Origin of the sequence: Pseudomonas fluorescens, assembly GCF_001648775.1 — a bacterium.
GTDB classification, from domain to species: Bacteria; Pseudomonadota; Gammaproteobacteria; order Pseudomonadales; family Pseudomonadaceae; genus Aquipseudomonas; species Aquipseudomonas fluorescens_M.
The window spans coordinates 20711-35796 of the sequence record NZ_LVEJ01000016.1; the positions used below are offsets into that span (position 1 = coordinate 20711).

11 protein-coding genes are annotated in these 15086 nt (G+C 60.1%); all 11 read left to right on the top strand.

What is annotated here, in order from left to right; translation table 11 throughout:
• The first annotated feature begins 186 nt into the window (after window positions 1-186).
• A complete protein-coding gene (gluQRS, locus tag A8O26_RS14745; RefSeq protein ID WP_064118689.1) occupies window positions 187-1083 on the top strand; it encodes a tRNA glutamyl-Q(34) synthetase GluQRS in 897 nt (298 codons plus the stop codon).
• Window positions 1084-1160: 77 nt separating this feature from the next.
• Window positions 1161-1337, top strand: coding sequence for a hypothetical protein (locus A8O26_RS29795; protein ID WP_003176118.1), 177 nt, complete (start codon window positions 1161-1163; stop codon window positions 1335-1337).
• The gene (locus A8O26_RS14750) at window positions 1321-4275 is read left to right on the top strand and encodes a sensor histidine kinase (RefSeq protein ID WP_172828165.1); all 2955 of its coding nucleotides are present in this window, start codon (window positions 1321-1323) and stop codon (window positions 4273-4275) included. Before A8O26_RS29795 ends, A8O26_RS14750 begins: the two co-directional genes overlap by 17 nt.
• Before the next feature lie 22 nt (window positions 4276-4297).
• Entirely contained in the window at window positions 4298-5734 is a 1437-nt protein-coding gene (locus tag A8O26_RS14755) for a sigma-54-dependent transcriptional regulator (RefSeq protein ID WP_064118691.1), read from the top strand.
• A gap of 734 nt (window positions 5735-6468) precedes the next feature.
• Entirely contained in the window at window positions 6469-7869 is a 1401-nt protein-coding gene (locus A8O26_RS14760; protein ID WP_064118692.1) for a polynucleotide adenylyltransferase PcnB, read from the top strand.
• A 4-nt stretch (window positions 7870-7873) separates the two neighbouring features.
• Window positions 7874-8359: a 2-amino-4-hydroxy-6-hydroxymethyldihydropteridine diphosphokinase gene (gene folK, locus A8O26_RS14765; protein ID WP_064118693.1), complete on the top strand. Its 486-nt coding sequence runs from the start codon at window positions 7874-7876 to the stop codon at window positions 8357-8359.
• Window positions 8360-8756: 397 nt separating this feature from the next.
• Complete coding sequence (gene panB / locus A8O26_RS14770; RefSeq protein WP_064118694.1) at window positions 8757-9557, top strand: 3-methyl-2-oxobutanoate hydroxymethyltransferase; 801 nt, start codon at window positions 8757-8759, stop codon at window positions 9555-9557.
• On the top strand, window positions 9554-10414 hold the full coding sequence (gene panC, locus A8O26_RS14775; protein ID WP_064118695.1) for a pantoate--beta-alanine ligase: 861 nt from the start codon (window positions 9554-9556) through the stop codon (window positions 10412-10414). Before panB ends, panC begins: the two co-directional genes overlap by 4 nt.
• A gap of 205 nt (window positions 10415-10619) precedes the next feature.
• Complete coding sequence (gene panD, locus A8O26_RS14780; RefSeq protein ID WP_064118696.1) at window positions 10620-11000, top strand: aspartate 1-decarboxylase; 381 nt, start codon at window positions 10620-10622, stop codon at window positions 10998-11000.
• Window positions 11001-11222: 222 nt separating this feature from the next.
• Window positions 11223-12887 carry a glucose-6-phosphate isomerase gene (gene pgi, locus A8O26_RS14785; RefSeq protein ID WP_064118697.1) on the top strand — a complete coding sequence of 555 codons (1665 nt, stop codon included), beginning with the start codon at window positions 11223-11225 and terminating at the stop codon, window positions 12885-12887.
• Window positions 12888-13101: 214 nt separating this feature from the next.
• Window positions 13102-15039: an acetate--CoA ligase gene (acs, locus tag A8O26_RS14790; protein ID WP_064118698.1), complete on the top strand. Its 1938-nt coding sequence runs from the start codon at window positions 13102-13104 to the stop codon at window positions 15037-15039.
• Window positions 15040-15086 lie beyond the last annotated feature (47 nt).

A 15086-nucleotide genomic window follows, 5' to 3' on the forward strand; every position in this document is an offset into this window, starting at 1 on the left:
AACGGAGCGTGCGAACGCTCCGTTTTTGTTTCTGACGTTTGCCTTTGCCTTTTGCTCTTGTGGGAGCGAGCCTGCTCGCGAAAGCGCTGTGTCATTCAGCATTTAATCGTCTGACACTACGCTTTCGCGAGCAGGCTCGCTCCCACAAGTTGACCTGCGTATAGCCTGAAAAGTAGTTTCGTCTTCATGACTGCCAAAACATCCCCCGCCTACATCGGCCGCTTCGCCCCCACCCCCAGTGGCCACCTGCACTTCGGTTCGCTGGTCGCCGCCCTCGCCTCTTACCTCGACGCGCGCTCGGTCGGCGGTCGCTGGCTGGTGCGCATGGAAGACCTCGATCCGCCCCGTGAAGAGCCCGGTGCGCAAGCCGCGATCCTCAAGGCGCTGGAAAGCTATGGCTTCGAATGGGACGGCGACATGGTGCGTCAGAGCGATCGGCACGACGCCTACGCCGAAGTGCTGAACAGCCTGTTCAATCACGGCCTCGCGTATGCCTGCACCTGCTCGCGCAAACAGCTCGAACCCTACAACGGCATTTATCCGGGCCTGTGCCGCAATCTCGGCCATGACCAGCAAGACGCCGCCATTCGCCTGCGCGTGCCGGAACTGGAATACCACTTCGTCGACCGCGTGCAGGGTGAATACCGCCAGCATCTGGGTCGTGACGTCGGTGACTTCGTGATCCGCCGTCGCGACGGCCTCTACGCTTATCAATTGGCCGTGGTGCTCGATGACGCCTGGCAAGGCATCACCGACATTGTCCGCGGTGCCGACCTGCTCGACTCGACCCCGCGCCAGCTATATCTGCAAGAACTGCTGGGTTTGCGTCAGCCGCGCTACCTGCACCTGCCGCTGATCACCCAGCCGGACGGCAACAAGCTCGGCAAGTCCTACCGCTCGCCGCCGCTGCAAGCCGATCAAGCGACGCCGTTGCTGCTGCGCGCCCTGCGGGCATTGGGGCAAAACCCCGGCGCCGAACTGGAACACGCCTCGCCACAAGAGTTGCTGGCGTGGGGCAGCGCGCACTGGGATGCCAGCAAGATCCCGCGCACACTGACCCTGCCCGAGGCGCAACTGCCATGACGACACTTGCAGTCGCGCGCCCATCCGTTACCATCGCCGCACGTTTTCGGGCACGCGCATAAAAAAGAGAGGCCGGGATGTACATCTATCGCTTGGTCCTGCTTTTAGTCGTGGGGATCTACCTGTTTTCCCCCGCCATCATGGATTGGTGGATCGACGCTACGGGCGCCTGGTATCGCCCCTATCTGCTTTGGCTGATCCTCATCGTCGTGACCTTCATCCTGCAGAGCCAAAAAGATGCCGATGAGCTTTAGCCTGACCCAGATGATCCTGATCAGCGCCGCGTACCTGGCGACGCTGTTCGGCGTTGCCTGGGTCAGCGAACGGGGCATGATCCCGCGCGCAATCATTCGCCACCCGCTGACCTACACCTTGTCGCTGGGGGTTTACGCCAGTGCGTGGGCGTTCTACGGCACGGTCGGCCTCGCGTATCAGTACGGTTATGGCTTTCTGTCCAGCTACCTCGGCGTGTCCGGCGCGTTTCTGCTGGCGCCGGTGTTGCTCTATCCGATCCTGAAAATCACCCGCACCTATCAACTGTCGTCGCTGGCGGATCTGTTCGCGTTCCGCTTTCGCAGCACCTGGGCCGGCGCGCTGACCACGATTTTCATGCTGATCGGTGTGCTGCCCTTGCTGGCGTTGCAGATTCAGGCTGTGGCCGACTCCATCGGCATCCTCACGGGCGAACCGATCCAGAGCCGCGTCGCTTTGGCGTTCTGTGCGCTGATCATTCTGTTCACGATTTTCTTCGGCTCCCGGCATATCGCCACGCGTGAAAAGCACGAAGGGCTGGTATTCGCGATTGCCTTCGAGTCGGTGATCAAACTGGTCGCCCTCGGCGGCGTTGGCCTGTATGCGCTGTACGGTGTGTTCGACGGCCCGCAACAGCTGGAACTGTGGCTGCTGCAAAATCAGACCGCCCTCGCCGCCCTGCATACGCCATTGCAGGAAGGCCCGTGGCGCACGCTGCTGCTGGTGTTCTTCGCCTCGGCGATCGTGATGCCGCACATGTATCACATGACGTTTACCGAGAACCTCAACCCGCGTTCGCTGGTCAGCGCGAGCTGGGGTTTGCCGCTGTTCCTGCTGCTGATGAGCCTGGCAGTGCCGCTGATTCTCTGGGCCGGCCTCAAACTCGGTGCCACGACCAATCCGGAATACTTCACCCTCGGCATCGGCATCGCCGCCAACAGCAAACCGCTGGCGTTGCTCGCCTATGTCGGCGGTCTGTCAGCGGCCAGCGGTCTGATCATCGTCACCACCCTGGCGCTGTCGGGCATGGCGCTGAACCACTTGGTGTTGCCGCTCTATCAGCCACCGGCCGAAGGCAATATCTACCGCTGGCTGAAGTGGACCCGTCGGGCGCTGATCGTCGCGATCATCATGGCCGGTTTCGGCTTCTACCTGATGCTCGGCGCCGAACAGGATCTGGCCAACCTCGGCATCGTCGCGTTTGTCGCGACGCTGCAATTCCTCCCGGGTGTGCTGTCGGTGCTTTACTGGCCGACCGCCAACCGGCGTGGCTTTATCGCTGGTCTGCTCGCAGGGATTCTGGTCTGGGTAGTCACGATGCTGCTGCCGCTGGTCGGCAATCTGCAGGGTTTCTACATTCCTCTGCTGAACATGATTTACGTGCTCGACGACACCAGTTGGCACATGGCGGCCATCGCCTCGCTCGCCGCCAACGTGTTGATGTTCACGCTGATCTCGCTGTTCACCAACGCCAGCCCCGAAGAAGCCAGCGCCGCCGAGGCCTGCGCGGTGGATAACGTCCGTCGTCCGCAGCGGCGCGAACTGCACGCCGCCTCACCCCAGGAATTCGCCACACAACTGGCCAAACCGCTGGGCGCCAAGGCTGCGCAAAAAGAAGTCGAACAAGCGCTGCGTGATCTTTATCTGCCGTTCGATGAACGCCGTCCATACGCCTTGCGCCGTTTGCGCGACCGCATCGAAGCCAACCTCTCCGGCCTGATGGGCCCGAGCGTGGCGCAGGACATGGTGGAAACCTTCCTGCCATACAAGGCCGGCGGCGAAAACTATGTGACTGAAGACATCCACTTCATCGAAAGCCGCCTCGAGGATTACCACTCGCGCCTTACAGGTCTGGCCGCCGAACTCGATGCCCTGCGTCGCTATCACCGGCAGACCTTGCAGGAACTGCCGATGGGCGTCTGCTCGCTGGCCAAGGATCAAGAGATCCTGATGTGGAACAAGGCCATGGAAGAACTCACCGGGATCGCCGCGCAACGCGTGGTCGGTTCGCGCCTGAGCACCATTGGCGAGCCGTGGAAGGAATTGCTGCAAGGCTTCATCAATCTGCCCGACGAGCATTTGCACAAACAACATCTGGCCCTTGATGGGCAGACCCGTTGGCTGAACCTGCACAAAGCGGCGATTGATGAGCCGTTGGCGCCGGGTAACAGTGGCCTGGTGCTGCTGGTCGAAGATTTGACCGAAACGCAGATGCTCGAAGACAAACTGGTGCACTCCGAACGACTGGCCAGCATCGGTCGTCTCGCGGCGGGTGTGGCCCACGAAATCGGCAACCCGATCACCGGCATCGCCTGTCTGGCGCAGAACCTGCGCGAAGAGCGTGAAGACGACGGCGAGCTGACGGAAATCAGCGGACAGATTCTTGAACAGACCAAACGTGTATCACGCATCGTCCAGTCGCTGATGAGCTTCGCACACGCCGGCAGCCATCAGCATAGCGACGAGCCCGTTTGTCTGGCGGAAGTCGCGCAGGATGCCATCGGCCTGCTGGCGCTGAACCGACGCAATTTCGAAGTGCAGTTCTACAACCTGTGCGATCCCGATCACTGGGTCGAAGGCGATCCGCAGCGGCTCGCCCAGGTGCTGATCAATCTGCTCTCCAACGCCCGCGACGCCTCGCCGCCGCACAGTGCGGTACGGGTCAAGAGCGAAGCCGGCGAACACACGGTCGATCTGATCGTCGAAGACGAAGGCAGCGGTATTCCGAAGAACATCATGGATCGATTGTTCGAACCCTTCTTCACCACCAAGGATCCTGGCGAAGGCACCGGTCTGGGCCTTGCACTGGTCTATTCCATCGTTGAAGAGCATTATGGACAAATCACCATCGACAGCCCGGCTGATGTACAAAGCCAACGCGGCACCCGTATCCGGGTGACCTTACCGCGTCATGTCGAAGCGACGTCCGCTGTGAACTGAGACCGTCGAGAGTATCGAATCAATGCCGCACATTTTGATCGTCGAAGACGAAACAATTATCCGCTCCGCCTTGCGCCGCCTGCTGGAACGTAATCAGTACCAGGTCAGCGAAGCCGGTTCAGTGCAGGAAGCACAAGAACGCTTCACCATTCCTACGTTCGATTTGATCGTCAGCGATCTGCGTTTGCCGGGCGCACCGGGCACCGAGCTGATCAAGCTCGGCCAAGGTACGCCGGTGCTGATCATGACCAGTTACGCCAGCCTGCGTTCGGCGGTCGACTCGATGAAGATGGGCGCGGTGGACTACATCGCCAAGCCTTTCGACCACGATGAAATGCTTCAAGCTGTCGCGCGGATCCTGCGTGATCGTCAATCGGCACCGGCTGCCGGCGAAGCGGTTGCCAGCAAACCGGCCAATGGCAGCGGCAAATCTGCCGTCGACAACAGCAATGGCGAGATCGGCATCATCGGTTCCTGTCCGCCGATGCAGGATCTGTACAGCAAGATCCGCAAGGTCGCGCCCACCGATTCCAATGTCCTGATTCAGGGCGAGTCCGGCACCGGTAAAGAACTGGTGGCCCGCGCCCTGCACAATCTGTCGAAACGCGCCAAGGCGCCGATGATTTCGGTGAACTGTGCAGCCATTCCGGAAAGCCTGATCGAGTCCGAACTGTTTGGCCACGAAAAAGGTGCGTTCACTGGCGCCAGCGCTGGTCGCGCCGGTCTGGTCGAAGCGGCGGACGGCGGCACCTTGTTCCTCGACGAAATCGGCGAACTGCCACTGGAAGCCCAGGCCCGCCTGCTGCGCGTGTTGCAGGAAGGCGAAATTCGCCGGGTCGGTTCGGTGCAGTCGCAGAAGGTCGATGTGCGCCTGATCGCCGCGACTCACCGTGACTTGAAGAGCCTGGCGAAAATCGGTCAGTTCCGTGAAGATCTTTATTACCGTCTGCATGTGATCGCGTTGAAACTGCCGGCTCTGCGCGAGCGTGGCGCCGACGTCAATGAAATCGCCAATGCCTTCCTCGCTCGCCAGAGTGCGCGCATCAACCGTACCGACCTGAAGTTTGCTGCCGATGCCGAACAGGCGATCCGGCACTATTCCTGGCCGGGGAACGTGCGTGAGCTGGAGAACGCGGTCGAGCGGGCGGTGATTCTCAGCGAAAGCGCGGAAATTTCTGCCGAACTGCTGGGCATCGACATCGAGCTGAGCGACCTGGAAGACGACGAGTTCATCGGTCTGCCGCCACAAACCGCGGGTAACGCCAGCAACAGCAGCCATGAACCGACCGAAGACCTGTCGCTGGAGGACTACTTCCAGCATTTCGTCCTTGAGCATCAGGACCACATGACCGAGACCGAACTGGCGCGCAAACTGGGCGTCAGCCGTAAATGTCTGTGGGAACGCCGTCAGCGTCTGGGCATCCCCCGGCGCAAGACCGGGGTCGCCAGCGAGAGCTGAACGTTACCTGTCGAGTGTGCGGGTAACGCATGAAGATGTGAAAAAACTGTTACCTCAGTCGATTCACGTAACAGAAGCCGGGGTTATCGGTAACGAAACCCCGGCTTTTTTTCGCCCCGACAGAACGGTTATATCGACCTAACCCTTTGTTTTACTGGGTTTCGCAAAAGTTGGCACGACCCCTGCTATATGTTTGGTACAAGAACAATAACAAGCAATGCACAAGACAATAAAAATAAGACGAATCGACTCACGCACAATAAAAACAAGACGGCGAGAGGCGCAGCTAACTGATTCTTTTGGAGAGGCGTTGTATTTGGGGCTTGCCCCACGACCAGGCCGAGAACAACAAAAACTGTCCTAAGACAGAGCCTGTACTGGTTGGATCGAGAGATCACTGCAATTCAGCGACCAAAGCAATCCGTTTGCTCTTGGCTCCCGATTGGGAGGGTCACGAAGGAAACGCTTCGTGGCGAGGGCACTCAACAAAAACAAGAAGCCCGAATCAATAATAAAAAGAGCACGCAACTACTTCTTGGGGAGCTTCGGCTCCCCTTGTAGTTTCTCCTCCGCTGCAAAATCCCCCATTTTTATCGCGCGCGATGCCTGTAGCCTGCGGCTTGCAGCTCAAATCGGCCGTGTCCTACACCATCCCCCGACTAAATGCTAGAATCTGCGCCCATCATGCGGTCATTCTTTGGTATGGCCGAACATTCCTTCAAACAGTGCATCCCATGCTGAAGAAGTTGTTCCAGTCATTCCGAACTCCCGTGCGTCGTACGCAACACATCCGCAGCACCCCTGAAGTGCTCAACAGCGGCCAGCATTCGCTGCAGAAAACGCAATTCAGCCGCTATGCGGTGAATATCGTCGAACGCCTGCAAGGTGCCGGTTACCAGGCTTATCTGGTCGGCGGTTGCGTGCGTGACATGCTGCTGGGCATCACGCCCAAGGACTTCGACGTCGCCACCAGCGCCACGCCTGAGCAAGTCCGTGCCGAATTCCGCAATGCGCGGATTATCGGTCGCCGCTTCAAACTGGTGCATATCCATTTCGGTCGCGAAATCATCGAAGTCGCGACTTTCCGCGCCAATCACCCGGTCAACGAAGACGACGAAGACAGCAACCAGTCGTCGCGCAACGAGAGCGGGCGGATTCTGCGTGACAACGTTTACGGCACCCTGGAAGAAGACGCGCAACGCCGCGACTTCACCATCAACGCCCTGTATTACGATCCGGTCAGCGAGCGCATCCTCGACTACGCCAACGGCGTACACGACATCCGCAATCACTTGATCCGCCTGATCGGCGATCCGAAGCAGCGCTACCAGGAAGACCCGGTACGCATGCTGCGTGCCGTGCGTTTCGCCGCCAAGCTCAACTTTGGCATCGAGAAGCACACTGTGCAGCCGATCCGCGAATTGGCGCCGATGCTGCGCGAGATCCCGTCGGCGCGGCTGTTCGAAGAAGTGCTCAAGCTGTTCCTCTCCGGGCACGGTGCGATCACTTTCGAAATGCTGGTCGATCTGCAACTGTTCGCCCCGCTTTTCCCGGCCAGTGCCGATGCGCTGGAACACAATCCGGAATACACCCACACGCTGATCAGCGAAGCGCTGACTAACACCGACCTGCGCATCAAGCAGAACAAACCGGTGACCCCGGCGTTCCTGTTTGCCGCGCTGCTGTGGCCTGCCCTGCCGGCTCGCGTGCTGCGGTTGCAGGAACGTGGCATGCCGCCGATTCCGGCGATGCAGGAAGGCGCCCACGAGCTGATCGCCGAACAGTGTCAGCGCATCGCGATTCCAAAACGCTTCACCATGCCGATCCGCGAGATCTGGGACATGCAGGAACGTTTGCCACGCCGCAGCGGCAAACGTGCCGACCTGTTGCTGGACAATCCGCGTTTCCGCGCCGGCTACGATTTCCTGCTGTTGCGTGAAAGCGCAGGCGAGGAGACTGATGGCCTCGGCGAATGGTGGACGGACTATCAGGACGCCAACGACAGCGAGCGCCGCGACATGATCCGCGACCTCAGCGGCAAGGGTGATGACGCCAGCGGCGCACCGCGCAAACGTCGCCGCAGCAGCGGTTCCAAGCGCAAACGTGCCGGTGCCCCGAGCGCGACAGGCGAGTAAAGGCATGGAACGCATCTACATCGGCATGGGCAGCAACCTCGCTGACCCGGCCGAACAATTGCGCAGCGCCGTCGAGGCGCTGGGGCAATTGCCACAGACCTCACTCGCGGGCGTCTCCGCGTTCTATCAAAGCGATTCTCTGTTGCCAGGCCAACCGCGTTACACCAACGCGGTGGCGGCGCTCGACAGTTCGCTCGCACCGCTTGAACTGCTCGATGCGCTGCAAGCGATCGAGAACGACCAGGGTCGCGAACGCCTTGAGCGTTGGGGCCCGCGCACGCTGGATCTGGACATTCTGCTGTTTGGTGATCGACTGATCGACGAACCGCGCCTGAAAGTCCCGCATTACCAGATTCAGGAACGTGCGTTCGTCCTGTATCCCCTTGCCGAACTGGCGCCGCAAGATCTGCGTCTGGCCGATGGCCGCAGCCTCCCCGACCTGCTGGCAGCCTGCCCGTTCGTCGGCCTGGAACGCCTCCCGACAGACTGATTGCAATCCCCTGTGGGAGCGAGCCTGCTCGCGAAAGCGGTGTGTCATTCAACACTGTGTTGACTGATCCGCCGCCTTCGCGAGCAGGCTCGCTCCCACATTGGTTTATTCCAGACCCAGAATTTTGTCAGACAAAAAACCGTCGAATCAGCCCCGCCGCGCCGCTGAATCGCATCAGTAACGCCGGTAACACTCCCCTCGTAACATTGCGGTAACACACGCAATTGACTTCCTGTTGGCTCATCACGACTATAGGCGTCCCGCTGCCGCCAACCCGGCACATACGGGCGCAATCCAGGCCTTATAAGCACGACAAAAGAGCGTGCGCCTGAGTAGATGAAGAATCACGCGCGTTACTCGCAGTAGTTTCCAGAGCGCCTGAACGAGGATTTTTTACATGCCAGCCATCACCCTGACCACGCTCCAGAGCCTCAAGCAGAAAGGTGAAAAGATCACCATGCTGACCTGCTATGACGCGACCTTCGCCCATGCCTGCAACGAGGCCGGTGTCGAAGTGCTGCTGGTGGGCGACTCCCTCGGCATGGTCCTGCAAGGTCACGACAGCACATTGCCGGTGACCACCGCAGAAATGGCCTACCACACCGCGTGCGTCAAACGCGGCAACACCGACGCGCTGATCCTCGCCGATCTGCCGTTCATGGCCAACGCCACCCTCGAACAAACCCTGAGCAACAGCGCCATGCTGATGCAGGCCGGTGCGCACATGGTCAAAGTCGAAGGTCAGCTGTGGCTGGCCGAGTCGATCCGTCTGCTCGCCGAGCGAGGTGTGCCGGTGTGTGCGCACATGGGCCTGACCCCGCAAGCGGTGAACATTCTCGGTGGCTATAAAGTGCAGGGGCGCAACGAGAACCAGGCGCGGCAGATGCGTGCCGATGCGATCTCTCTGGAACAGGCCGGCGCGGCGATGCTGCTGCTCGAATGCGTGCCGAGCGAACTGGCGGCAGAAATCAGCCAGGCAGTGAAGATCCCGGTCATCGGCATCGGCGCCGGCAACGCCACTGACGGCCAGGTCCTGGTGCTGCACGACATGCTCGGCCTGTCGATCACTGGCCGCGTGCCGAAGTTCGTGAAGAACTTCATGCACGGTCAGGACAGCATCCAGTCCGCGCTGAAGGCTTATGTCAGCGAAGTCAAAGCCACCACGTTCCCAGGCATCGAACACGGATTCTCTGCATGAACACCGTTAAAACCGTACGCGAACTGCGCGCCGCTGTCGCCCGCGCCCGCAGTGAAGGCAAGCGCATCGGCTTTGTGCCGACCATGGGCAACCTGCACAGCGGTCACGTCGCACTGATCACCAAAGCCACGCAACGCGTGGATTTCGTGGTGGCGAGTATCTTCGTCAACCCGCTGCAATTCGGCGCCGGCGAAGACCTCGACAAATACCCGCGCACCTTGGCGGCGGACCAGGAAAAACTTCTCGAAGCCGGGTGTTCCCTGCTGTTCGCGCCAACGGTCGAGGAAATGTACCCCGACGGCATGGCCGGGCAGACCCGGGTCAGCGTGCCGCAATTGTCCGAAGGCCTGTGTGGCGCCAGCCGTCCGGGGCACTTTGAAGGTGTCGCGACAGTCGTCAGCAAGCTGTTCAACATGGTCCAGCCGGATCTGGCGATTTTCGGCCAGAAGGATTACCAGCAACTGGCGGTGATCCGCGCGCTGGTGCATGACCTCAATATGCCGATCCAGATCATTGGCGAGCCGACCGTACGCGCCCCTGACGGCTTGGCGCTGTCGTCGCGCAACGGTTTCCTCAGCGAAGAGCAACGCGCCGTGGCGCCGGTGGTCTATCGCTCGCTGAGCAACATTGCCGAATCGATCAAGCAGGGTGAACGCGACTTCCCGGCACTGATCGGTGCTCAGGTGCAGCAGTTGGAAGCTGCGGGGCTGCGTCCGGACTATCTGGAAATCCGCCATGCGCTGACCCTGCGTCCGGCGATGGCTGAAGACCGTGATCTGGTAATTCTGGCGGCGGCGTTCCTTGGCACTACGCGGTTGATCGATAACCTGCACCTGAATCTCGATACGCCGGTTTAAGCCTCACCGATAACCTGTGGGAGTGAGCTTGCTCACGAATGCAATCTGTCAGCTGACGTAAATATCGACTGACATGACGCCTTCGCGAGCAAGCTCGCTCCCACAGGTTTTTTTGTGTTTTAAAGATCTGGTTTCAGCTGTATTGCCGCCTTAAAAGCCTTCGGGCACACTGCCCGCCGTTCGATTCCAACCCGGGAAATTCCTCATGCACGCGATCATGCTCAAGGCCAAACTGCACCGCGCCGAAGTCACCCACGCGGTGCTCGATTACGAAGGTTCGTGCGCCATCGATGGCGAGTGGCTGGACTTGTCCGGCATCCGTGAGTACGAGCAGATCCAGATTTACAACGTCGACAACGGCGAGCGTTTCACCACCTACGCGATTCGTGGCGAAGAAGGCTCGCGGATGATTTCGGTTAACGGCGCCGCCGCGCACAAAGCCAAGGTCGGCGACCGGGTGATCATTTGCGCTTACGCTCATTACAGCGAAGCGGAACTGCTCAACTTCAAGCCGCGCATGCTCTACATGGCAGCGGGCAATGAACTGAGCCACACCAGCAACGCCATCCCGGTTCAAGTCGCCTGATCCCCCCGCCCCGCTCCGTTTGTCGGACGATTTGTAACTGCGATGTTAAAAAAGTACCGGAAACAGGTCAGACAAAGTCAAGACAGATCGCAGCGCGAGGTTTACTGTATTCGCCCTGCGCCAATAAATCGTGTCGACGCAGTTTGACCCCGCGCCCAAACATGGCGTGGCGGTCTGTTCAGTGTTCAAAAGGCCGTTCAAGTAAAAAGGAAAACCGCAGCGATGGCGTACTACCGCACTCCTCACGACGTTACCGCTCTGCCCGCCTGGCAAGCGTTGAAAGATCACCGCCAAGCCATGCAGGATTTCAGCATGCGCGAAGCCTTCAACGCCGATCCGCAGCGCTTCAATCAGTTCACCCTCAGCAGCTGCGGGCTGTTTCTCGATTATTCGAAGAATTTGATCAACGCCCAGACCCGCAATCTGCTGGTGGGTCTGGCCAATGAAGTCGATCTGAAAGGCGCGATCAAGGCGCTGTTCGACGGCGAAATCGTCAACGCTTCCGAAGGCCGCCCGGCGCTGCACACCGCCCTGCGCCGTCCGGTGGGCGACAAACTTTCGGTCAACGGCGTCAACGTGATGCCGGAAGTCCACAAGGTCTTGAACCAGATCACTGATCTGGTCGGCCGCATCCACGACGGTCTGTGGCGCGGTTACACCGAGAAGCCGATCACCGACGTGGTCAACATCGGCATCGGCGGCTCGTTCCTCGGTCCTGAACTGGTTTCTGAAGCACTGCTGTCGTACGCGCAGAAAGGCGTGCGTTGCCACTATCTGGCGAACATCGATGGCAGTGAGTTCCACGAGCTGACGCAGAAACTGCGCGCCGAAACCACGCTGTTCATCGTTTCGTCGAAGTCGTTCAACACCCTCGAAACCCTGAAGAATGCGCAGGCTGCCCGTGCCTGGTACCTGGCGCAGGGCGGTTCCGAAGCCGAGCTGTATCGTCACTTCATCGCCGTATCGAGCAACAACGCAGCGGCCGTTGCGTTCGGTATCCGCGAAGAAAACATCTTCCCGATGTGGGACTGGGTCGGCGGGCGTTACTCGCTGTGGTCGGCGATTGGTTTGCCGATTGCCTTGGCCATCGGCATGTCCAACTTCAAGGAGCTGTTGTCCGGTGCCTACACCATGGACCAGCACTTCCAGACCGCGCCGTTCGAACAGAACATGCCGGTGCTGCTGGCCCTGCTCGGCGTGTGGTACGGCAACTTCTGGGGCGCGCAAAGCCACGCGATCCTGCCGTACGACCATTACCTGCGCAACATCACCAAGCACTTGCAACAACTGGACATGGAATCCAACGGCAAGAGCGTGCGTCAGGACGGCACTTCGGTGTCGACCGACACGGGGCCGGTGATCTGGGGCGGCGTCGGCTGCAACGGTCAGCATGCCTACCACCAGTTGCTGCACCAAGGCACCCAGCTGATCCCGGCCGATTTCATTGTGCCGATCGTCAGCTTCAACCCGGTCTCCGATCACCACCAGTGGCTGTACGCCAACTGCCTGTCGCAGAGCCAAGCGCTGATGCTCGGCAAGACCTTGCCGGAAGCCGAAGCCGAACTGCGCGACAAGGGCATGAGCGAAGAGCAAGTGCATAAACTTGCGCCGCACAAAGTGATTCCGGGCAACCGTCCGAGCAACACCCTTGTGGTTGAACGCATCAGCCCGCGTCGTCTCGGCGCGCTGGTTGCCATGTATGAGCACAAAGTGTTCGTACAGAGCGTGGTCTGGGGCATCAACGCCTTCGACCAGTGGGGCGTGGAACTGGGCAAAGAGTTGGGCAAGGGCGTTTACAACCGTCTGGTCGGCAGCGATGAAACCACCGCTGATGATCCGTCCACTCAGGGCCTGATCAACTACTTCCGCGGTCGTCACCGCGGGTGATGTGAATGGGTTGCCCACAATTCCAGTGGGCAACCCATTTCCAATGTGGGAGCGAGCCTGCTCGCGAATGCGGTGTGTCATTCAGCATAATTGTTGACTGACACACCGCATTCGCGAGCAGGCTCGCTCCCACAGTGGTTTTACGCATGACTTGAACCTCTGCATCGCTCGGCGCATCTTTATCCTTGTCGCACCACAAGAATAAGGAACCGTCATGTTCGATATCAGCACGTTCCCCAAAGCCGATGCCGTCCGCCGGGCTGCTCAGTTGAGTCAGGAAGACTATCGGCGCCTGTACCGCGAATCCATTGAACACCCCACTACCTTCTGGGCCGAACAGGCCACGCGTTTTCTCGACTGGAGCACGCCGTGGCAGACCGTTCAGCGCTATGACCTGAAAACCGGTGAAGCCGCCTGGTTTGCCGGCGGCAAGCTGAACGTCAGCTACAACTGCATCGACCGCCATCTGGAACAACGCGGCGAGCAGACTGCCCTGCTCTGGGAAGGCGACGACCCGGCCGAATCGGCGCAAATCACCTACAAAAAACTCCATCACCACGTCTGCCGACTGGCCAACGTGCTGAAAAGCCGTGGCGTGAAGAAAGGCGACCGGGTGTGCATCTACATGCCGATGATCCCCGAAGCCGCTTACGCCATGCTCGCTTGTGCGCGGATCGGCGCGATCCATTCGGTGGTGTTCGGCGGTTTCTCCCCGGATTCCCTGCGTGACCGCATTCTCGATGCCGATTGCCGTACGGTGATTACCGCCGACGAAGGCGTGCGCGGCGGCAAGTTCGTGCCACTGAAGCAGAACGTCGACAAAGCCCTGCAAAGTTGCCCGGACGTCAGCACCGTCGTGGTGGTCGAGCGCAGCCAAGGCCAGGTTGACTGGGTCGAGGGCCGCGACCTCTGGTATCACCAGGCCGTGCGCGAGGTCAGCGACGATTGCCCGCCGGAACCGATGGACGCCGAAGATCCGCTGTTCATCCTCTACACCTCCGGCAGCACCGGCAAACCCAAAGGCGTGCTGCACACCACTGGCGGCTACCTGCTGCAAGCGGCGATGACCTTCAAGTACGTGCTCGATTACCGCGACGGCGAAGTATTCTGGTGCACCGCCGACGTCGGTTGGGTCACCGGCCACAGTTACATTGTCTACGGCCCGCTGGCCAATGGCGCGACCACGCTGATGTTCGAGGGCGTACCGAGTTATCCGAGCAGTTCGCGCTTCTGGCAGGTGATCGATAAACACAAGGTCAACATTTTCTATACCGCACCGACCGCTCTGCGCGCATTGATGCGCGAAGGTGCCGAACCGTTGAAGGAAACTTCGCGCGCCAGCCTCAGATTACTCGGCAGCGTCGGTGAGCCGATCAACCCGGAAGCGTGGGAATGGTATTTCAACGTGGTCGGCGAACAGCGCTGCCCGATCGTCGATACCTGGTGGCAGACCGAAACCGGCGGCATCATGCTCAGCCCGTTGGTCAGCGCACAACGAATCAAACCGGGCTGCGCCACGCAGCCGATGTTCGGCGTGCAACCGGTGTTGCTTGATGAGCACGGCAAGGAAATCAAAGGTGCCGGCAGCGGCGTGCTGGCGATCAAGTCAAGCTGGCCGGCGCAGATCCGCAGCGTCTATGGCGACCCGCAACGGATGGTCGACACCTATTTCAAACCCTACCCCGGTTATTACTTCACCGGCGACGGCGCACGTCGCGATGAGGACGGCGACTACTGGATCACCGGGCGCATCGACGACGTGATCAACGTCTCCGGCCACCGCATCGGCACCGCCGAAGTGGAAAGCGCACTGGTGCTGCATGACAGCATCGCCGAAGCCGCCGTGGTCGGTTATCCGCACGACGTCAAAGGTCAAGGCATTTACGCCTTCGTCACGCCCATGAACGGCGCTGAACCGAATGATGATCTGAAGAAAGAATTGCTCGCCCACGTCAGCAAGGAAATCGGCAGTTTCGCCAAACCGGACCTGATCCAGTGGGCGCCGGCCTTGCCGAAAACCCGCTCAGGCAAGATCATGCGGCGCATCTTGCGCAAGATCGCCTGCAACGAACTCGACAGCCTCGGCGACACCTCGACCCTGGCTGACCCGAGCGTGGTGCAGGGCCTGATCGACAAGCGCCTCAATCAGTAACACTTCGGGCGCGGTCAACTGGCCGCGCCTGCCCTTCGTCATTGAGT